The sequence below is a fragment of the Bhargavaea sp. GQ12 genome (genome assembly GCF_059758705.1).
This window is the reverse complement of sequence record NZ_JCAXEU010000016.1, coordinates 1-19,587: the sequence shown is the minus strand read 5'-3', so window position 1 is coordinate 19,587 and position 19,587 is coordinate 1. Positions and strand designations below refer to the sequence as shown.

At 47.7% G+C, this 19,587-nt stretch carries 18 protein-coding genes and 1 riboswitch; of the genes, 1 reads left to right on the top strand and 17 read right to left on the bottom strand.

All coding sequences use genetic code 11. From position 1 onward, the window contains the following. Positions 1-254: 254 nt before the first annotated feature. The 5 genes from AC6CHQ_RS13030 to AC6CHQ_RS13010 all read right to left on the bottom strand — a co-directional run bounded on the left by AC6CHQ_RS13030 (position 255) and on the right by AC6CHQ_RS13010 (position 5,693). A complete protein-coding gene (locus AC6CHQ_RS13030) occupies positions 255-1,565 on the bottom strand; it encodes a TRAP transporter large permease (RefSeq protein ID WP_498081719.1) in 1,311 nt (436 codons plus the stop codon). After that, the gene (locus AC6CHQ_RS13025) at positions 1,555-2,031 is read right to left on the bottom strand and encodes a TRAP transporter small permease (RefSeq protein ID WP_498081718.1); all 477 of its coding nucleotides are present in this window, start codon (positions 2,029-2,031) and stop codon (positions 1,555-1,557) included. The genes AC6CHQ_RS13030 and AC6CHQ_RS13025 overlap by 11 nt, the downstream gene beginning before the upstream one ends. A 36-nt stretch (positions 2,032-2,067) precedes the next feature. Then, complete coding sequence (gene dctP, locus AC6CHQ_RS13020; protein WP_498081717.1) at positions 2,068-3,126, bottom strand: TRAP transporter substrate-binding protein DctP; 1,059 nt, start codon at positions 3,124-3,126, stop codon at positions 2,068-2,070. A gap of 13 nt (positions 3,127-3,139) precedes the next feature. Further along, a complete protein-coding gene (locus AC6CHQ_RS13015; RefSeq protein ID WP_498081716.1) occupies positions 3,140-3,919 on the bottom strand; it encodes an enoyl-CoA hydratase/isomerase family protein in 780 nt (259 codons plus the stop codon). Between the two features lie 217 nt (positions 3,920-4,136). Further along, positions 4,137-5,693, bottom strand: a complete 1,557-nt coding sequence (locus tag AC6CHQ_RS13010) for a long-chain-fatty-acid--CoA ligase (protein ID WP_498081715.1) — start codon at positions 5,691-5,693, stop codon at positions 4,137-4,139. Positions 5,694-5,840: 147 nt separating this feature from the next. On the opposite strand from AC6CHQ_RS13010, the gene AC6CHQ_RS13005 reads away from it, so the two are divergent. Next, on the top strand, positions 5,841-6,734 hold the full coding sequence (locus AC6CHQ_RS13005) for a LysR family transcriptional regulator (RefSeq protein ID WP_498081714.1): 894 nt from the start codon (positions 5,841-5,843) through the stop codon (positions 6,732-6,734). A 49-nt stretch (positions 6,735-6,783) separates the two neighbouring features. Further along, a riboswitch (SAM riboswitch) is annotated at positions 6,784-6,890 on the bottom strand. Positions 6,891-7,448: 558 nt separating this feature from the next. On the opposite strand, the gene ptsP is transcribed toward AC6CHQ_RS13005, so the two are convergent. From ptsP to AC6CHQ_RS12945, 12 genes are all read right to left on the bottom strand, one after another. Further along, the gene (ptsP, locus tag AC6CHQ_RS13000) at positions 7,449-9,176 is read right to left on the bottom strand and encodes a phosphoenolpyruvate--protein phosphotransferase (protein ID WP_498081713.1); all 1,728 of its coding nucleotides are present in this window, start codon (positions 9,174-9,176) and stop codon (positions 7,449-7,451) included. After that, positions 9,173-9,439, bottom strand: coding sequence for a phosphocarrier protein HPr (locus AC6CHQ_RS12995; protein ID WP_498081712.1), 267 nt, complete (start codon positions 9,437-9,439; stop codon positions 9,173-9,175). The genes ptsP and AC6CHQ_RS12995 overlap by 4 nt, the downstream gene beginning before the upstream one ends. 60 nt (positions 9,440-9,499) lie before the next feature. Then, positions 9,500-10,432, bottom strand: a complete 933-nt coding sequence (pfkB, locus tag AC6CHQ_RS12990; RefSeq protein WP_498081711.1) for a 1-phosphofructokinase — start codon at positions 10,430-10,432, stop codon at positions 9,500-9,502. A gap of 45 nt (positions 10,433-10,477) precedes the next feature. Continuing rightward, a complete protein-coding gene (gene gatY, locus AC6CHQ_RS12985; protein ID WP_498081710.1) occupies positions 10,478-11,335 on the bottom strand; it encodes a tagatose-bisphosphate aldolase subunit GatY in 858 nt (285 codons plus the stop codon). Positions 11,336-11,361: 26 nt separating this feature from the next. After that, complete coding sequence (gene nagA / locus AC6CHQ_RS12980; RefSeq protein WP_498081709.1) at positions 11,362-12,528, bottom strand: N-acetylglucosamine-6-phosphate deacetylase; 1,167 nt, start codon at positions 12,526-12,528, stop codon at positions 11,362-11,364. Between the two features lie 39 nt (positions 12,529-12,567). Further along, positions 12,568-13,941: a PTS ascorbate transporter subunit IIC gene (ulaA, locus tag AC6CHQ_RS12975; RefSeq protein WP_498081708.1), complete on the bottom strand. Its 1,374-nt coding sequence runs from the start codon at positions 13,939-13,941 to the stop codon at positions 12,568-12,570. 63 nt (positions 13,942-14,004) lie between these two features. Beyond that, entirely contained in the window at positions 14,005-14,274 is a 270-nt protein-coding gene (locus AC6CHQ_RS12970; RefSeq protein WP_498081707.1) for a PTS sugar transporter subunit IIB, read from the bottom strand. Between the two features lie 25 nt (positions 14,275-14,299). Beyond that, entirely contained in the window at positions 14,300-15,034 is a 735-nt protein-coding gene (locus AC6CHQ_RS12965) for a sugar isomerase domain-containing protein (RefSeq protein ID WP_498081706.1), read from the bottom strand. Between the two features lie 15 nt (positions 15,035-15,049). Beyond that, the gene (locus AC6CHQ_RS12960; protein WP_498081705.1) at positions 15,050-15,502 is read right to left on the bottom strand and encodes a PTS sugar transporter subunit IIA; all 453 of its coding nucleotides are present in this window, start codon (positions 15,500-15,502) and stop codon (positions 15,050-15,052) included. A 14-nt stretch (positions 15,503-15,516) separates the two neighbouring features. Continuing rightward, entirely contained in the window at positions 15,517-16,692 is a 1,176-nt protein-coding gene (locus tag AC6CHQ_RS12955; protein WP_498081704.1) for an SIS domain-containing protein, read from the bottom strand. Positions 16,693-16,787: 95 nt separating this feature from the next. After that, positions 16,788-17,504 (bottom strand): GntR family transcriptional regulator, encoded by a 717-nt coding sequence (locus AC6CHQ_RS12950; RefSeq protein ID WP_498081703.1) that lies wholly within the window; start codon positions 17,502-17,504, stop codon positions 16,788-16,790. Between the two features lie 142 nt (positions 17,505-17,646). Further along, positions 17,647-19,020, bottom strand: a complete 1,374-nt coding sequence (locus AC6CHQ_RS12945) for a hypothetical protein (RefSeq protein ID WP_498081702.1) — start codon at positions 19,018-19,020, stop codon at positions 17,647-17,649. Positions 19,021-19,587 lie beyond the last annotated feature (567 nt).

Below are 19,587 nucleotides of genomic sequence, written 5' to 3'. Positions count from 1 at the left end.
TGTTTTGTTCATTATTCGATATGGCACAACAAAGAAGCCATCTTAATTGTCGCTTGCAAAAAAGCAGCCATGGGCCACATTCGTGTGATTCACCAGGGAATTGGTAGAAACTCAGCCCCCCTTGGTAGTAGCTAGGGCGTGGCTTGGTGGGGATTCAGCAGGTGGTTGGTAGTCACTTACACCTCCCAGATAACCACTCACCCACATAAAAAAAAACCACCCGGAGAGAATTTCTCTCCAGGCAGCTCCACTCCCTACCCCGCCATCTGCTGAGGCAGATACAAGGCAATCTCAGGGAAGATATAGATTAGGATGATCAGCGTCAGGATCGGGATCATGAACAGGAATGCTCCCTTAAAGATATCCGTGAGTTCCAGTTCTTTCGTGACGCCTTTCAATACAAATACGTTCATGCCGATCGGCGGTGAGATGAGGGCCATCTCGACAACCAATACGATGATGACGCCGAACCATACCAAATCAAATTCCAGCGCCGCCAAGACGGGCATAAGGATTGGGATGGTGACGACCATCATGGCGAGGGAGTCCATCAAAGCCCCCAAAATAATAAAGAGCAGGACGATCAGCGCAAAGATCATGGCATCGGACAGGTTCGCGGAAAGCAGGGCGTCTGCGAGCATGTTCGGGAACCGGGTCAGCACGAGTACATAGTTCAGGATAAAGGCGCCGATGATGATGGCGAAGATGAAGCCGGTGGTCTGCAGGGTGCTGACCATGGCTTCTTTGAATTTCGCCGGAGTCAGTGTGCGCTTGATCAGACCGATGAGCATGGCACCGAGTGCGCCGACGCCGGCAGCTTCCGTTGCGGTGAACCACCCGAGGTAGATGCCGCCCATGACGACGACAAACAGCAAAGCTACCAAGAGGTTACTCGGCAGCGAGGCGAACCGCTGTTTCCATGTGGATTTCTCCACTTCTTCCGTCTGGACGAGTTTCGGATTGATCAGAACCGCGAGCCAGATGGTGAGCATGAAGAACAGCGTGAGCAAGATTCCCGGGATGATGCCGGCAGTGAAGAGTGCGCCGACGGATTGTTCGGTGATCATCGCGTAAACGATGAATGTCGTGCTCGGCGGAATCAGGATGCCCAGGGCGCCTCCCGCGACAATCGTGCCGCCGGTGAGGCTTTTGCTGTAGCCGCCCTTCCGCATTTCATCAGTCGCAATGACGCCCATCGTACCGGTCGTCGCGACGCTGGAGCCTGCGGCTGTGGCGAACAGCGCGGAGGCACCGATCGTGGAGATACCGAGGCCGCCTTTCAGGTGGCCGAACCAATGCTTGCACGTTTCAAACAGGCTGTTCGTGACGCCGGAGGCAAACAGCAGCTGTCCCATCAAAACGAACAGCGGAATGGTGCTGAGTGTGTAGCTGAAGCTCTGGCTCCAGACGATGCTGTTGACCGCGGCGAGCAGCGTGTCGATTCCTCTTAGATAAATGATACCCAGTGCGGCCGGGACGACCATGGCAATCGCAATCGGGATCCGAAGGAACATGAGGAAGAGGACACCCAGAATGACGATGAGTCCAACGATTTCAGTCGGCAATGGTCTTCTCCCCCTTCAGGTCCGCGACCAGCTTGAGCAGCGCCTCGAGCCCCCAGGAGAGGAAGCCGAAGATGACGAACAGCTTGAACGGGACGTACGAGATGCCGAGCAGGTCGGATGTTTGGGTTTTCAGGTGGGACAAAAACGCCCAGCAGACGAGCAGGCAGAACGCCAGTGTAAGCAGATGGGCAATAAAGTCCATCACGCGCTGCATCGAGGGCGAGAACTTGTCCACGAAAAGCCCGATCGAGATATGGGTGTTGGTGGCTTCGCTGAGGGACAGCGAGCCCATGATCAGCACGACCATCACGAACTGGACAAGTTCGATGTCCCCGACAATCGGGTTGCCCGTCGTCCGCGCGACGGCGAAGACGAACACGGCCGGGAACATCAGGCCGAGTGCGATCAGGCCAATCCATTTGTTGATGTTCGTCAGGAGACGGACCGGTTTCTGCAGGAGCTCCATGCTTTCCCCCTCTTTCTATATCTGTCTTTCATGCAATTAATCTACCGGGTTGTCGATGCCCTGCTCTTCGAGCGTTTTAGTGAAGAAGTCCATCATTTCCTGGGCGTTATCGTAGCCTTTTTTCTCGGCGTTTTTCACCCATTCTTCCCAGATCTGTCCGGCTGGGGCGCGGAATTCTTCGAGTGCCTCGCCTTCCGGCACGATGACGCGGCCGCCCTTGTCCGCCACTTCCTGTTCAAACTGGACCATCGCGTCGGCTGCGCCCTCGGAATACATTTTCGAGTTGAGTTCGCTTAGTTTCGGTCCGAAGTCTTCTTCAAACTGCTTTTTGAGGTCGTCCGGCAGCTTGTCGAGTGCCCGCTCGTTCATGAGGAACAGGAGCGTTGTGGCTCCGATATCGACTTTCGTCATGTACGGTGCCGCTTCGAACAGGCGGAAGCCGTTCGTGCCGATCGCAGTGTACGTCGTCTGGTCGACGGTGCCGCGGTCGAGCGCCTGGTAGTTTTCTTCGATGCCGAGGGTGACGGGCACCCCGCCCCACAGTTCAATGAGTTGAACACGCTCTTTTCCGGAGACGATGACTTTCTTGTTTTTCACATCAGCAACGCTCTCAACAGGCTCCGTCGTAATGAGCTGATAGGCATCCGTTGCGGAGATGGCGAGCGGGATGCTGTCTTCGAATTCGTCCTGCATGAATTCATCGATAAACGGCTGGAGGACTTTCGGGCTGTCCATCGGATCCAGGATCGCAAACGGCAGGTCGCCGAGCGTCAGCGGATACGCCGGTGTGCTTGTGGAGGCACTCGGGCTCACGTAGCCGATGTCGTACAGGCCGCCTTCGATGTCCTCATAGGCGGTGGCAAGGTTGCCGAGTGCACCACTGTTGTAGATCTCGATCTTGACGCGGCCGTCGGTCTGTTCTTCCACGTATTCCGCCCACGGGGCGACGACGTCGGTATGAAACTTGTGCGTCGCCGCCGGCTGGATATTAAATGAATACACATATTCCGCCTTGCCGCTCCCGCTTGCCGAAGCGCATCCGGAAAGGACGGCAAGCAGGGCCAGCAGCATGGCGCCGAGGAGGCTCTTTTTCATTGTTCGTTCCCCCTTATTTCTTCGCTTTTTCGAATCCGGCCATCTGGTCGGCGGTGCCGCCGGCCGTCATGACGGCTTCCTGGAGTTCCGCGTCGTAGTACAGGAGCGGGTCGATCGCCGGGACGGCGGCGTTGACGATTTTCTTGGAAATGCGGAGCGGAGCGAATGACTTCGCCGTGAGCTTCCCGACAAGTTCGTCGGTTGCCGCTTCCAGTTCCGCGAGCGGGACAACCTTGTTCACCAGGCCCATCTTCTCCGCTTCTTCTGCAGTAAATGTTTCTCCTAACATGATGAGTTCCTTCGCCTTCAATGGACCCACCAGATTCACGAGCCTTGGCGTGCCGCCTCCGGAGAAGAACAGTCCGCGCTCGATTTCCGGCAGGCCGCCGTCCGCTTCTTCCGCCATGATGCTGAAGTCGCACACCATCGCGAGCGCCATGCCGGCGCCGCGCATCGGGCCGTTGATGGCCGCGACGGTGATCTGGTCGAGGGTGTCGAACTTGCGGAGGAACTCATGACGCTGCAGCTGGTCTTCGCGGATCCAGGTGGTGTCGTTTGGATTGTCTTTCAGGATCCCGCTCATTTCCTTCATGTCAGCTCCGGCCGAGAACACCCGGCCGTTTCCTGTGAAGACAATCACCCGGTACTCGTGATTCTGACGCACGCGTGTAAGGACGTCGTTGAGTTCGCTGTTCATCTGCGCGTTCATGGCGTTGGCTTTTTCAGGCCGGTTCAGGTTCACCCTGAGTACGGGCTTTTCGTCGATGACTTGGATGGTTTCGTAGTTGAGCATTTGGAATCCCCCTTTTCTCTAATTAACTCTGTATGGAGCGTGTTGATTTTCGTTTCAGGCCCTCGCGTTCCGCGGGCGTTGCTTCATCCGGCGCCAGTACGAAGACTGGCGTCTGTGCGCATCGCGCAGCGTTGCGCAACATCCAACGGGGTATTCAGCTAACGCTGTTCCCGCAGGAGTCTCGGGCCTTCCACTGCAATCAACATCACAGTCAAACTCAGATCTGCCGCTCTTTCACTTTCCAGAACGGTTCACGCAAGGCTTTCTTGTCGACTTTGCCGTAGTTGGTGAGCGGGAATTCGTCGACGATGTGGAAGGCTTTAGGCACTTTGTATTTGGACATATTGTCTTTTGCAAAGCGGACGAGTTCTTCGTCGGTGATGGTGTCCTTAAGGATGACAAAGGCATGGACCGCTTCGCCCCAGTCTTCGTCCGGCACGCCGATGACGGCGACTTGGCGGATGTCCGGGTGCAGCTGGAGGGCATTTTCGACTTCCGACGAGTAGACGTTCATGCCGCCGCTGATGATCATGTCTTTTTTGCGGTCGAGCAGGTAGACATAGCCGTCCTCGTCCTTCGAGCCGACGTCGCCTGTGTGGAGCCAGCCGTCTTCCGTCAACGCTTCGCGAGTCTTGTCCGGCTTGTTCAGGTAGCCGGTCATGTTCGTAACCGCCTTGACCAGGATCTCGCCCGGCTCTCCTGCCGGCACTTCGTTCCCCTCATCATCAACGATCTTCACCGCGCTGAAATAGGCAGGCTTTCCGCAGCTCCGGAGCAGCTTTCCGCCTTTCAGGTGATCATCTTTTCTCAGCCATGTCGCAGCGCTCTGCGTTTCGCTCAGCCCGTAGATCTGGGTGAAGACGGGACCGAACCGCTCCAGTCCCTGCTTGAGCCGCTCCGCGGTAATCGGAGCGGTGCCGTACTGGATCGTACGGATCGAGCTGACGTCGATGTCCTTGCCCTCCAGGTGATCCAGCAGGCGGTAGATGATTGTCGGTACCAGACTCAGGAACGTGATCCGGTTTTCTTCGATGTGGCGGACGACCGTCTCCAGGTCGAACTTTTCCTCAATGAAGATCTCCGCGCCCATGATCAGCCCCGAATACGTATAGAGCCAGGCCGCATGCGGAAGCGGTGTCGTGACGAGGATCTTCTCGTCGTGATGCACGTCCGCATCGATGATGATCGACGACAGTGTCAGAAGTGTCCGCTCTCGTGTATAGATGACACCCTTCGGCTCCCCTGTCGTTCCGCCCGTGTACTGGATGGTCGTCATGTCGTTCGGAACGTTGCCCACTTCCGGGAACTCAGCCGATTCGCTGTCCTTGAATGCGTGCCAATCCACGTATTCTTCAGGCTGATCCGCCGGCCCATTCAGGACGACAATCTGTCGCACCGTCGTGAGCTTGTCTTTCACATTTTCGATGACCGGCAGGTACTGGTGGTCCACGACCATGATCTCCGCACTTGAGTCATTCAGAATGTATTCGATGTCCGCTTCCCGGAGCATCGTGTTAAGCGCGACCTTCGTCCCGCCGGAGAAATAGATGGCAAGCTCGGTGACTACGTATTCGATGCTGTTTGGAATGAGCATCCCGATCCGCGTATTGCGGCGGACACCAGCGCGGATAAACGCATTCGCCAGGCGGTTGGATTCCGCAAACAAATCCTCATAATTGATCGACTCACCAGCCGCATGAAGAGCGGTTCTCTTCCCGTGAGTGGTAAATCGGTTTTTCAGGAATGTATTAAAGTCATTTGCAGGAGCAAACATTGGCCTTCCTCCCTATATAAATATTCCGACATTTAATCTTTTGAAATATACTACCATTCTGACCCCTATCGGGATAATATGTATTAAAGATGTAACGATACGTACAGGCTATCAATCAACCATTTACTTCCACCGGAGGAGTCCGCCATGGAATTAAGACATCTGAGATACTTTATCGCCGTCGCCGAACACCTGCATTTCGGGCGCGCTGCCAAGGAACTGAACATAAGCCAACCGCCCCTCTCCCAACAGATCGCACAGCTGGAAGAAGAAATCGGAGCGCAGCTTTTCTACCGGACCAATCGTTCCGTACGGCTCACCCCTGCGGGCAATCATCTCCTCCGGGAGGCAAAGGCCATCATGGGCAATCTTGAGCGTGCGACCACCCAGGCCCGGAAGATCCATAACGGTGAAGCCGGCAAGCTCGCCGTCGGCTACACGGGGATGCTGAGCAGCGGCATCATCCGGATTCTCCGCTCGTTCAAGGACAAGCATCCGGACGTCGAACTCATCCTTCACCGGATGTCGAGCGCAATGCAGAACGAAGCGTTGAAGGAGCGCCGGATCGACATCGGCTTCCTCTGCCCGCCGATCGACGGGGACGCGCTGGGATTCTTCCACCTGTACGACTATCCGTTCGTCGTCGCCCTGCCGTCCTCCCATCCTCTCGCTGCCGACACTTCACCGATCCGGCTATCCGAACTGAGTGGCGAGCCGTTTATCCTGCCGCCTAGGGGCGAGGAAGCCGGCTACTTTGACCAGATCATTGCCCTATGCAACCGGGCCGGCATCAGCCCCGACATCCGCCAGGAAGCGGAAGGCGTCACGACTATCCTCTCCCTTGTCGCAGCTGGCATCGGTATTTCCATCGTGTCGACCGCCGCGGCCGAGTCCCAGCGGGAGGAGATTGTTTACCGGGAGATTGAAAGCGCGGCTGATGCCATCTGCCTTTATTTGGCTTGGAACCGGCCGGATACCTCTCCCTTGGCGGAACGATTCGTCCAGGCGGCGGAATCCTTTATCCAACACCCGGACAAATAAAAAACGCACTCCATGAAGAAGAGTGCGTGGCGATGATATCGGCGGACTCTTCTCATCTTCTGGGATCACTCCCACAGGAATTAGCACCGATACAAGCTTTCGCCTGCCGGTTGCCGGGCATCGTCGGGCCAGTCCCTCCGCCGCTCTGGATAAGAAGTTTGTATAAAATTTTAAGTTGTATGTTATTCGGACTATTTGGTAGTTTAGCATGGTAAAGCGAATGGGTCAATGAGGGTTTTAGTTGGATAAAAATTCTTTGACCTTAATACCTGTTTCGTCATACCGCTATAAGAACTAGATTACTGCCTTAAATTTCATCTAATAGATTTGAGTGGATAAATAGTTCATCTAGTGGTTGTATCAATATATCCCTTGGAATACAAATTAGAACAGAAGGCAGACCCTCATCACTTTTTGCACAACAAAAAAACGACACCTCAACAGATGTCGCCAGCCAATGGATATGAATGCTCTTCCTTCCGCCCTTCTCGGCATACATCCGTCGGTCCGCTGCGTCAACCAATTCTACATAGGTGCTGCCGTCTTGCGGGAATCGTACGGAGCCCGTCAAAGCACCATAGCAACAGACTTGATCAAAAAGCTAAAAACACGCACTCCTCGGACGAGTGCGCATTATAACCAGTACAAGGACTAAGAGGACTTTGTATACTACCGGTCGTAGTGACAGATCCTTTAGGGAAGTTTTCGATTCCATCATACTTGCTCCCATAAATGTAAACGAGCATTCACCAATCGTTCAACTTCTTCGTTTGTTCCAAGTTGTAGTGCTTCATTGGCAAGATCGATCAGATCGGCTTGTTTTAATCCGCGAATCTGTCTCCGCGCTTTTAGGATAGATGTGGCACTCATTGAGAACTCATCCAAGCCCAAGCCGAGCAATAGCGGAATTGCCACTTCGTCTCCTGCCATTTCCCCGCACATTCCTGTCCATTTTCCTTCCCGGTGGGAAGCGTCGATTACCATCTTAATCAGCCTGAGTATGGCCGGGTTATAGGGCTGATATAAATAGGAAACACGTTCATTCATCCGATCTGCTGCCATTGAATATTGAATTAAGTCATTTGTGCCAATGCTGAAGAAATCCACTTCTCTTGCGAATTGGTTCGCTAGTAGTGCTGTTGACGGAACTTCTACCATGATGCCGACTTCAATGCCGTCGGCAACTTGCACACCCTTCTCAAGGAGTGCATTTTTTTCTTCTTCCAGCATCTTTTTGGCCTGACGAAACTCCTCCAAAGTGGCGATCATAGGGAACATTATCTTCAGATTCCCGAATACGCTTGCTCGCAAGAGAGCTTTAAGCTGCGGTCTGAAAATCTCCTTTTCCTCAAGACACAAACGAATCGCACGGAATCCCAAAAATGGATTCAATTCATTAGGGAGATTTAAATAGGAAAGCTCTTTATCACCGCCTATATCCAAGGTCCGCACGACAACCGGCTGGTCTCCCATTGCCTGGAGCACTTGTTTATAAACTTCAAATTGCTCGTCTTCTGAAGGCAGCCGGTCTTTCCCCATGTATAAAAACTCGGTCCGGAACAACCCGATTCCTTCGGCTCCATTTGAAATAACTCCCTCCAGGTCCTCGGGAGTTCCAATATTAGCAGCTAACTCAACTTCATGATGATCAATTGTAGTTGTAGGCTCACCCACTAATTTCTTCCACTCTGCTCGCTGATTTTGATACATCTGCTGTTTCTTTTCGTATAGGGTAATTTGTTCATGACCCGGGTTAAGAAGCACGACTCCTTCTATCCCGTCCACAATAACTGTGTCGCCGTTTTGAACATGCTTGGTTGCATCCTTTGTTCCAACTACTGCAGGAATCTCCAATGAACGGGCCATGATTGCCGAGTGTGAGGTTCTCCCGCCAATATTCGTTACAAACCCTTGCACGTACTTTCGGTTCAATTGAACGGTATCGGAAGGAGTTAGATCTTCCGCAATAATGATGACTTCTTCAGAAACCTCACTGGGATTCATGATATGTACACCAAGCAAATGGGACATCACCCGATTGGCTACATCCCGGAGGTCGCCTCCCCGTTCCCTCATATATTCATTATCCATCGCCTCAAACAGTTTAATGAATTGGTCTGCCGTATCCCTTAACGCAAACTCTGCATTGATTTGCTCACTTTTGATTTTATCTTCGATTGGCCCTATAAATTCCGGATCATTCAAGACCAGCAAGTGCGCGTCGAATATTGCTGCTTCAGTCCAGCCTATCTCATCCGCCGCAGAGGCTCGTATTTCTGCAACTTCATTTTTGGCAAGAGACAAGGCTTCCCGAAAGCGTTCTATTTCTTTAGCACCGTCATTAACCTTTCGTTTGTTGAATGAAAGGTCCGGCTCGACCAGAAGAAACGCTCTTGCGATGGCAATTCCGCTTGACGCAGCGATTCCCTGTACATTCATCATCCAATCAAACCTTCATTTTTTAATGTTTCTTCCAGTTTCCGAATGGCCTCTTCCTCGTCTGCGCCTTCTGCCTGTATGGTAAATTCCTCACCGTAAGGAATACCGAGGGTCATCACACCCAAAATCGACTTTAAATTGGCTGATTTTCCACTGTACCTGATTTTGAGTTCAGATTGGTATTGATTCGCTGTATCTACCAGAATCGAAGCAGGCCGTGCGTGAACACCTGCTTGGTCTTTTACTTGAAAGTCCCTTTCCATCATCCTTGTCCAACTCCTTTACGGTACCTTCCCAAAGCTCTCTGTTCGAATATGCTGTCTAGATCAACTCAGCTTTTCAACGCGAATTTCTCGTAAACACCAATCAATTTTCTGGGTGTCGATGAAACCTGTCATTTCCTCCATGGCATTCAGGACCCCCATCGCAATTCCATATTTTATTACTTCTGTGGGCGGGAGCTGACGTGACAAAGCAAATGCAAATCCCGCGATGACGGAATCTCCGGAGCCTACCGGGTTTTTCACGGTTACTTCAGGAATTTGCACACGGTAAAGAGTTTCTTTGAAGCGAACCAACGCCCCCCTGCTTCCCAACGTCACCACAACCCATTGCACCCCATTTAAAACGGGATCCTGAAAAGCACTAATCACTTGTTGCTCTGTACCGATCTCCCGGTTCACTAATTGCGCCAACTCTTCCAAATTGGGTTTTATCAAATGAGGTTTATGGACACCTTCCAGTGAACGTTTAAGTGCTTGGCCACTCGTATCCAACAAAACAATGGAACCGGCACCATTAGTAATCTTCAATATTTCTTCATAGAAATCTGTATTAAGTCCTCTAGGCAAACTTCCTGAAATGGTAATGACGTCCGCCTGCTTAGAGAATGTATCAAATTTCTCCAAGAACTCTTCCGCTATTTGCTTACTGATTTCCGGGCCGCTTTCTAGCACCTCTGTTTGTCTGCCATCATGAATGATCGCGATGCAATTTCGCGTCTCCTCTTGGCTGTCTATAAAATAATCCTCAATTGACAGTTCATTAATTTGAGTACGGATAAACTCCCCCAGACTCCCTCCCAGAAATCCTGTAGCCGAAACCTTTTCACCCAATTGCACGAGCACCCTCGAAACATTTAGACCTTTCCCGCCTGCTGTCTTAGAGACGTCTGTCACACGGTTCACCGTGTCCAGCTCAAACTGATCAAGTTTGTACCTAATATCAACAGAAGGATTTAAGGTAACTGTAAGAACCATTTACCCGCACTCCTTTACCATTCAAATACGATGAATGAAGAAGAGTTAAATCTTCCCGTCACTCATACAAATAAGGATCTTATTAATTACAGCTTCCTTCATTTTCTCTTTTGCAGGCGCCATGTATTTTCTTGTATCCGACTCCTTTGGGTTTCCCACCAAAAATTCTCGTAAAGCCGTTGAAAAAGGAATTTTTAATTCCGTAGATATATTCACTTTAGCGCATCCCAAAGAAATACATTTCCGCACATCCTCCTTGGAAATACCGGAGGCCCCGTGCAAAACAATAGGAAGGTCAACCAATTTTCCGATCTTCTCCAACCGGTCAAAATCCAGATTTGGCTTGGTCTCATACACTCCATGACCAGTACCGAATGCAACCGCTAATGAATCAACGCCAGTCCGCTCCACAAATTCCACAACAGCATCAGGGTCCGTATAAGCAGCATCTTTTGCTTCAACGATTAAGTCATCTTCCTGACCAATAAGCTTTCCCAGTTCTGCCTCCACAGTGGCTCCGTAAGAGTGGGCCAACTCAACAACCTTCTTCGTTAATTCAATGTTTTCTTCGAAGGAGTTATGGGAACCGTCAATCATGACTGATTTTGTTCCCAGTTTCAGCGATTGAGCAATCGATCCTACTGTTTCGTGATGATCCAGGTGCAGAGCGATTGGGATTTCATTCTCCTTAGCAGCTACTTCAGAAATTGCTTGGATATAGGCCCTTCCGGCATATTTCATTGTCCCGGGTGTAGCAGCCAAAATGACAGGCGATTTCATTTCAACAGCCGCCTCAACAACAGTTTGTATTGTTTCCAAGTTGTGAATATTAAACGCAGGAACCGCATAGCCTTCTCTTCTTGCTTTGATTAACATATCTTTCGTGTTTTGTAAGTGCGTCATAGTGATTCCCCCATGATGATAATGACCTATAAGTATGAAACTGATTGTGGATCTCTTACGTATTTCAAAACTCCATCTACCGTTGTCGCCATGATCGTCAAATCGGCATCTACAACAACAAAGTCCGCTACTTTTCCTTTTTGAATACTTCCGAGCTGTTCTGCTTTTCCGATACTGGCGGCAGGAGATAAAGAAGCACGATGCCAGATTTCGGATAAAGATCGGCCACTCCAATTTTGTAAGTTCTGCACCCCATCAATCAGTTTCAGTGTGCTTCCTGCGAGAGATCCAGTTTCCGTCCGAGCCACTCCATTTCTGATTGTCACGGGATATTCCCCAAGAACATACTGACCGTCAGGCATCAGACCCGCGCGCATACAATCCGTAATGAGAACAAGATGATCCTTTTTATACTCCAGAGCCATTGAGGCCACAGACGGGTGGACGTGGTGTCCATCGCAAATCAATTCTGCAAAGGCACGTTCCTCACTTAAAGCAGCACCTACTGTGCCCGGCTCACGGTGATGTAAACCGGACATTCCATTAAAGAGGTGGACATAGTTACGGACGCCCGCGTTTACAGCTTCCATACAGCAATCATAATCCGCATCGGTATGTGCAATGCTGACCAACGCCTGTTTGCTTACTGCTCTGATAAATTCCATCGCACGCTGTCGTTCCGGGGCAAGCGCAACCTTTATAATGCTTCCGTCCGCAAGCTTTTGCCACTTCATAAATTCATCAATGTCCGGATCTCTAAAGTACTTAGGGTTTTGGGCACCTTTATACTTATCTGTAAAATAAGGGCCTTCCAAAAAAATCCCTTCCGATTGGGCACCAGGCATTTCGTTTTCTGTTGCCTTCACAATTGCAAGAATTGCTTTTTCTAATGCTTCATCGGAAGAGGTCAATGTCGTCGGAAGAAAACGGGTAACACCCAACTGAACAACCGCTTTGGAAATCTCCAGTACGGCCTCTACCGTTCCATCCATGACGTCATATCCTTTGACGCCGTGAATGTGCGTGTCAAATAAACCGGGAGCAACCATATAACCTTTCCAATCCATGACTTCCGCATTGTAAGGAATTTCATCTTTAAATCCAGAGAATATCCCGTCTCTTATTTCGAGGTAACCCGATTCTCTTGTGCCGTCTTCCAATAAAAACTGATCAGCTATTACGTAGTAATTCATAGGTTGATTCCTTCTTCAATTGAAATTGTGATAAAACGTTTATGACTTACTCACCATTTTCTCTTCTGTTTCTACATTCCTTCTTCGCTTAATCAAGCCCGATGCAAGCACCCCTACTATGGAAGCGATTACAACGATGGGAACAATATTCAGGTCGGAGAAGATCTTTAGTAAGGTAAGAACAATAATTCCATCCGGTACTAGGAATGCAACTCCTGAAATCCCGTACACTTCCAAACCGAACAAAGGATAGAACAGCGCAACCGGAATCGTAAGAATCAATCCATATACAACACCGGCTACCATCGCTCCGCGCCTTCCGCCCAAAGCATTACCGAATATTCCCGCTGCTCCCCCTGTAAAGAATCCGCCGATAATAGAAGGCAATGGAATAACTGTTCCAAACGCTTTGGAAACAAACATACCGATGACCATACCAATGACGGAGAAAACAAAGCCGATCATTAACGCGGTTGGAGCGAACCCGAAAATAACAGGAACATCTAAAGCTGGCTTAGCACCCGGAACCAATTTCACTGCAACTCCGCGGAATGCCGGGACAATCTCTCCCAAGAACATCCTTACACCCTGGAGCAAGATCAGAACCCCTGCAGTAAATCCAAACGCCTGAACGATAGAGAACACCAGCCAATTCTGGTCTCCGCTCAAGGTTCCAATAAACTCCGGTCCCGCCACAAGAGCTGTAATCAAGTACAAAATCAACATCACTACTGAAATCGAAATTGCCGTATCTTTAAACATTTCTAGCCCTTTGGGCATTTTAACTTCTTCGGAACCCTTCGAAGCATTTCCGAACGCCTTCCCAATATAAGCTGAAAGCACCACACCACTTGTGGTTAAATGCCCGTAAGCAATTTGATCATTGCCGGTGACTTTCCTCATAATTGGCTGGGCAAGAGCCGGGAATAGGACCAAGACCAACCCCTGAATTAAAGAGCCCCATAGGACCGCTTCGGTAGTAGAATATCCGAGGTCATAAAATGCCCATGCCAATGCTCCCGACATAATCCAGAGCATGTGGCCTGTCAGATAGATATACTTAAACGGGGAAAGCCTGGCTAAAATGATATTGACCACGAATCCAAACGCCAAAATCAAAGAGGTGTTTCGGGCAATCTCAGTTACATTTTCTGAGAGTGCCCCTATGACCGCTTCATCAAATGGCACGACTCCTGTCAATTGAAAGGCCTCGGTGAACATTTCACTAAACGGAGTAATATATTGGACAATCACACTGGATCCGGCTGTTAATATAAGGATTCCCAAAATCGTTTTAAAGGTTCCTTTGACAACATCCCCAAACCCTTTTCGCTGAATGAGCAGACCGATTAATGCAACCATTCCAAGCATAATGGCCGGTGTTGTCAATAACTGAATGATAAAATCTAACATAAACATCCCCCCCATTTCTGAGCTAATCATTCATAGGTATTTCTTAGTCCCCCGACATCCTTGTCACACACCGACAAAGCCAAGAATCTTCTCCTTGATTTCCGCTTTATCTACCATGTTTTCCAGATAAATAACCGGTGCATCAACGCTCGGAAATGAGCCTTTCATATCGTTTGAGGTTACAAATAAATCTGCACTCAGGCCTTTTGCGGATCCCATATCAATGGCCTCGACGTTAGCTTCTTTTCCGATTTCCTGCAGAACCTCGTCAATTGTCATCTTTACCATGAGGCTGGTTCCAAACCCCATACCGCATACAGTATAAATCTTCATCAGAATCTCCTCCTGCTTTTTTGGATTATAAGCATTTCACTCGACTTTTGTATTTGCGAATATGTTCCTTATTGATTTCATCGCCTTGGTCCAGATTGGAACTTACCCAAACGCTAGGTTCTATTCCTTCATCCAACAAATCGCCAATCGTTTGTACAATGATGCTCTGTAAGAGCATCATGCCGATTACCGAGGAAGTAGGACCAAACTTGGTTGCAAACCCTTCCACTTCCATGACCGCATCTCCGCTCACTCCGCAGTTGTCTAATACGACATCCGCAATATCAATTAATCTCTTTCCGGATGCATGTCTGGAGGTTACATCATTTGTAAACTCTGTGGATGTTAGCGCGATCACGTTTAATCCCTTTTTCTTCGCTTCCAGCGCCATCTCGACAGGAACCGAGTTTCTGCCCGATGTAGAGGCAATGATCATCACATCGCCTTTTTCTGTTTCTTCACTATCTAGAATTTTTTTGGCATAACCATCAAGCCGCTCGAACCATGTACTTTTGGTGGCTTCAGGCCTTAAAGACAGAGCAGGTTCTAGAATCGGATTCACTGCAACAAGTCCGCCGGCTCTGTAAAAAATCTCTTCCGCATACATTTGGGAATGACCACACCCAAAGATATGAACCAATCGATCATTTTTGACCGCTTCGGTAACCAATGCGGATGCTTCTTTAATGGCATCCACTTGTGTTGTCATTACTTTTTTAATAATCCCTTCGATTTCTTCTATATAGTTTAAAGCCAACATGTTCTTCACCCTTTCTTATATTTTCTGCAGTTCATTCAGGAGTGCCAATGCCTCTGTAACATCATTTGATTCCCTCAGTTTATTCAGTCGCTTCTCATCATTAAGCAATTCCATCAACTGTTGCAATGCAGCTAAGTGTGACTGTGCATCGACAGCACCAAACGCAAATACCAATGTGACCGGATCTCTTTTCTCATGACCGAAAGGCACACCATTTTTCAATATTTGCAAACTCATGCACGCTTCCTTGACACCGTCTTCCGGTCTCGCATGAAGCAAGGCAATACCCGGAGCAATGACCATGTATGGACCATTTTTTTCAACGGATTCTTCCATGGCCGTGATATATTGACCTTCAATAGCTCCCGTCTTCTTCAATAATTCTCCGCCAGTTTTTACGGCATCCTTCCATGTATCACAAGCCTCAGCTATAACAACCGTTTCTTCCGTCAGCAAATTGGCCAGCATCTTGACACCCCTTTTTACTTCGTAAAATGGTAAATCTTAACCCCTTCAACTACCCGATTAATTCGGCCCTCCGGACTTGGATTATCTGGTGTGATTCCTAGCTTCAACGATTTTTTCATTGCAAAAACCTGTGCAAAGATGATATACAGCAAAGCAAGCTCAAAGTCATTCGATACCTTTAATCCGTCCGGATTGACCGGGATGACCCAATCCGCTAGCTCTTCTACTGAAGCATCACTTTTATCGGTTAATACAACAATTTTCAAATCGGATTGGTCAGAAGCGATTTCACGTAGAATATCCAAATCATACTTCCTGGTGTAAGAATCTTGGGAGACAAACAAGACAACGACCGTTTTATCATTTAATACTGATTTGGGTCCGTGACGGAACCCCAGGGAAGATTCGTGCATAGCCACTACATGACCAGCGGAAAGTTCCAACATTTTCAATGCTGCTTCATGAGAAAGCTGACCCAAAGTTCCCGACCCTAAATAAATAATTCGTTCAAATTCATATTCCAAAATCCGATCCACTTGGCCGGCGACAGTATCAACGAGGCGCTGTCCGTTTTCAATCACAGATTCAAAATTTCTCTCTTCATTAGGAGCAAAGATTGTATAGGCAGCCAGAATCATACTAGTGAAACTGCTTGTCATAGCCATTGCCTGATCATTTGCTTTTTCAGGCATCAAAACTGTTATGCTATTCTGATCATCTTTTGTGTTCTTTGCGAGTTTTCCATCTTTATTACATGTTACAATGACCTGGTAAAAATCTGAGATCAACTCTTTCCCCAGAGACACCGTTGCCACGCTCTCCGGACTGTTACCTGACCGGGCAAACGACACGAGTATGGTCGGAATATGCCTAATCAAGTATTCTGTTGGATTCGACACAATGTCGGTTGTCGGTATAGATTCAAACTGCAGACTTTTGTTGTCAATATTCTCTTTACGCAGTACCGGTACGAGTGTATCTCCCGCAAATGCCGACGTACCCGCGCCTGTAAAGATCACCCTAACATACTCATGTTTAAGGCAAATTTTTTGGATAAAGCTTTGTATACTTCCTTTACTTTTTTGCAGTGAATAAGTCAGTTCCTTCCAGACGGATGGCTGCTGATAAATCTCACGTGCGGTGTGAAGCGCTTTCAATTCATCCAGCTGCTCCTGTTCAAGATTAAGCATTTAGAAATCCCTCCATAAAATTATTGGTTATGTTGTCATAACCAGTTGAGTCAGGAATGGACCTGCTACATAAAGTTTATCTAGTCTGATAATCTCTAGGTCAGTTCCACCGTATATGAAAATTTGTCTCCAAGCGCAACGCTTATCGTATATTCGATCAATTCATTTTGATGATATGAAAAACGCTTAACCAACATTCCTGGCTGCTTACTCTTGACCTTTAGAAATTGTGCTTCATGGTCCTGGATAAGCGTTGCTGAAAACTGTTCAATTGCTCTTGTGACCCCGATCTGATAATCCTCATTAAAGATTTCATACATCGGCCTTTCACTTAGTGCTTCTCTGGTCAGGTTTGGAAATGTTTTTTTGGGAATATAAGAAGTTTCATACATTAGCGGGCTTCCATCTGCTAAACGCAAACGGACAACCTTATAGACTTCTTCCAGAGACTCTAAGTTCACCTTTTCCGCTAAGCGTTCATCGGTAGCAATAATCTCGAATGACAGAACTTCAGTTGATGGTTTTTTTCCCAGTCTTCCCATTTCATTTGTAAAACTATATAGTTTAACCAGATTTTGATTGTATGGACGAGAGGAGACAAAGGTGCCGACACCATGAACTTTGTATATATAACCTTCACGTTCTAAATCTTGTAGCGCTTGCCTAACCGTTATCCGACTCAAACTATAGATTTCACATAGCTCACGCTCGGATGGAAGTTGTTCGTTCTCCGCATATTCTTTGTCCTCGATTTTTTTAATCAAGTTTTCCATGAGCTGCAAATAAAGAGGAACCTTGCTTTTCTTATCCATTTGATCCCGGGCACTTCCTAACGTAGATATTAAAAGTGGTTATAACCAGTTCTCTTATAAGTTAACAAAGTTTAAAGAACTTGTAAAGGGTATTAAATGATTGTTCTGAACTTTACATCCCGATAAGTTAGCTGCTCTTATTTCAATTTTTTGGTACAAACAGCTTAATATCATCAATCACTGCAGAACCTTCGTAGTAATTAATATGCGGAATTCCAATGATGAAATTATCGGGGTACGCTGAACCCTCCGGCCACTGTTCTACAGAATAACTACCGTAAGGGCCTTCAAAAGTAATCGTGGAATTAAATTGGCCATCATATTCTTCAGGAGTGTTGTTGTAATGCCAGATCGGCCTGCCGTCCTGAATAAATTCCCGTTCATACCGCAGAGTCTTGTGACCGATGTATTTAAAGTTTCCTGTCATCTCCATCACATATCCTGTTTGATTCCGCTCAATCGCAAACTTGTAATTTTCCTCAGGCATAAGCTCTGGCTGGATTTCTGCATTTGCAATAATCGAATACTCAGTGTCCGTATCAGAGTACGATCCGCATTCTGTCTCAAAAATGAAGGAATTATAGGCTATTGACAAATCCCTAAATGTGTCGCCTGCAAAAAAGAGACCATTAATAGCATTATTTGTACTCTTGTCGCTTAGCTGATTATAGAGCTCTCCGGTGGAAGGATCACAGGTTCCATAGGAACTTGCCCAACTTGCATTCGTATTATAAGCATCCATGCCTACTTTACGGTGATTGTGAATGAACACATTGTTATGGGGAGCAGGATTTTCATAATCCATAATGGACAAGAAATAGTAACCATTTTCTTTCGTCACATCACCAAAATTTTCGTTTGAGTGATTCGCTTCCCCAGTGAATGCACCGCTTCGCTTCCAGGGATGGTTAGACTTGCGTTGCTCCATTTCATAGCCATTGTACTTGCCATCGTAACTAAAGCTGCCATTTCTCTGCCCACCAAAATCAATACTCTTCAATACATATTCCACCCTATATTCGGAGGGTAACGCTTCTGTGGAACGTATGATTAATCCAGAATCAAAGCTCGTTTTTAACTCGGCTGCTTTGGATCCTTTTTTCATTTTTAGGTTACGCAAGGACGCCTCAGTATCGGGATTTCCATCCTTGTCATAATCTCTTACTGCAAACTCTGCAGTTAACCAGTTGTCCTTGCCAAATTCTACTCGTTTTCGAAGCAGATCAAAACTATTCAGTTGTCTGAAGAAATCATCACCACCTTGAATTTCAAAGAATTTACCGTCATCATCCAAGTGGTCTACGTGCCAAGGACTATCCTCACCGTAATGATCCACTGTCCAATCAACAGTATCGATCGGCAAAGGCTTACTAAAGTTTTCATGATACTTCAACTTCCACTGTTTATGAACATTCGGCTCTTCATCCAAGACTTCTGCTTGTGTCTGATGAGTAGCAAATGGAAAGACGAGCAGTGTGGATAACAGAATTCTAGTCAATCCTTTTTTCTTCATCATTTCAGTCCTCCTCTAAAAAAACATCTTTAATCGCAAATGGTAAACCTGTAATGCCCTCCTTTCGAATCGGTAAGCGCTTTCGTTTTTTTCTTTACGAAACAGACAACTGGTTATAACCAATTATAGGTTATAATAATCAGAATTGAACGTCAATGAATCGGAAAGAAATTGAAGCTTATGACCCACCGGAACTGATTAGCGTTCGTACTGTTCAACAAAAGAATGTTTTCAAGATCTTAGGTAGTTTGAACCCTTATGTCCTTTCCAAAAACCCTTTTATTAATGGGACCATTAGCATTCAAGTGCCTATTTGACTATGCAATATTATTATCCTCAAGAGAATGATATAATTGATTTTGGAAATAAGTTGATTTCAAGGAACCGCACCCCATTGTAACCGTCAAGTAGAAAGTTACCATTTTCGAAAATTAGGATGTTACCACTTTCGCAAATTAGGATGGAGCCAGCGTATCTGAAAACAAGGTCTTGCGATGCTTCATTCGGAGGCTGTCATCGTGCTCACTGAATGAGATGACCTCACTGCGGTGAAGCAGGCGGTCAAGAATC

Excerpts from the sequence above, each read along its gene's own strand:
- AC6CHQ_RS13025 (WP_498081718.1), bottom strand. The coding sequence starts at position 2,031 with ATGGAGCTCCTGCAGAAACCGGTCCGTCTCCTGACGAACATCAACAAA.
- dctP (WP_498081717.1), bottom strand. The coding sequence starts at position 3,126 with ATGAAAAAGAGCCTCCTCGGCGCCATGCTGCTGGCCCTGCTTGCCGTC.
- AC6CHQ_RS13015 (WP_498081716.1), bottom strand. The coding sequence starts at position 3,919 with ATGCTCAACTACGAAACCATCCAAGTCATCGACGAAAAGCCCGTACTC.
- AC6CHQ_RS13010 (WP_498081715.1), bottom strand. The coding sequence starts at position 5,693 with ATGTTTGCTCCTGCAAATGACTTTAATACATTCCTGAAAAACCGATTT.
- AC6CHQ_RS13005 (WP_498081714.1), top strand. The coding sequence starts at position 5,841 with ATGGAATTAAGACATCTGAGATACTTTATCGCCGTCGCCGAACACCTG.
- ptsP (WP_498081713.1), bottom strand. The coding sequence starts at position 9,176 with ATGATGAATGTACAGGGAATCGCTGCGTCAAGCGGAATTGCCATCGCA.
- AC6CHQ_RS12995 (WP_498081712.1), bottom strand. The coding sequence starts at position 9,439 with ATGATGGAAAGGGACTTTCAAGTAAAAGACCAAGCAGGTGTTCACGCA.
- pfkB (WP_498081711.1), bottom strand. The coding sequence starts at position 10,432 with ATGGTTCTTACAGTTACCTTAAATCCTTCTGTTGATATTAGGTACAAA.
- gatY (WP_498081710.1), bottom strand. The coding sequence starts at position 11,335 with ATGACGCACTTACAAAACACGAAAGATATGTTAATCAAAGCAAGAAGA.
- nagA (WP_498081709.1), bottom strand. The coding sequence starts at position 12,528 with ATGAATTACTACGTAATAGCTGATCAGTTTTTATTGGAAGACGGCACA.
- ulaA (WP_498081708.1), bottom strand. The coding sequence starts at position 13,941 with ATGTTAGATTTTATCATTCAGTTATTGACAACACCGGCCATTATGCTT.
- AC6CHQ_RS12970 (WP_498081707.1), bottom strand. The coding sequence starts at position 14,274 with ATGAAGATTTATACTGTATGCGGTATGGGGTTTGGAACCAGCCTCATG.
- AC6CHQ_RS12965 (WP_498081706.1), bottom strand. The coding sequence starts at position 15,034 with ATGTTGGCTTTAAACTATATAGAAGAAATCGAAGGGATTATTAAAAAA.
- AC6CHQ_RS12960 (WP_498081705.1), bottom strand. The coding sequence starts at position 15,502 with ATGCTGGCCAATTTGCTGACGGAAGAAACGGTTGTTATAGCTGAGGCT.
- AC6CHQ_RS12955 (WP_498081704.1), bottom strand. The coding sequence starts at position 16,692 with ATGCTTAATCTTGAACAGGAGCAGCTGGATGAATTGAAAGCGCTTCAC.
- AC6CHQ_RS12950 (WP_498081703.1), bottom strand. The coding sequence starts at position 17,504 with ATGGATAAGAAAAGCAAGGTTCCTCTTTATTTGCAGCTCATGGAAAAC.
- AC6CHQ_RS12945 (WP_498081702.1), bottom strand. The coding sequence starts at position 19,020 with ATGATGAAGAAAAAAGGATTGACTAGAATTCTGTTATCCACACTGCTC.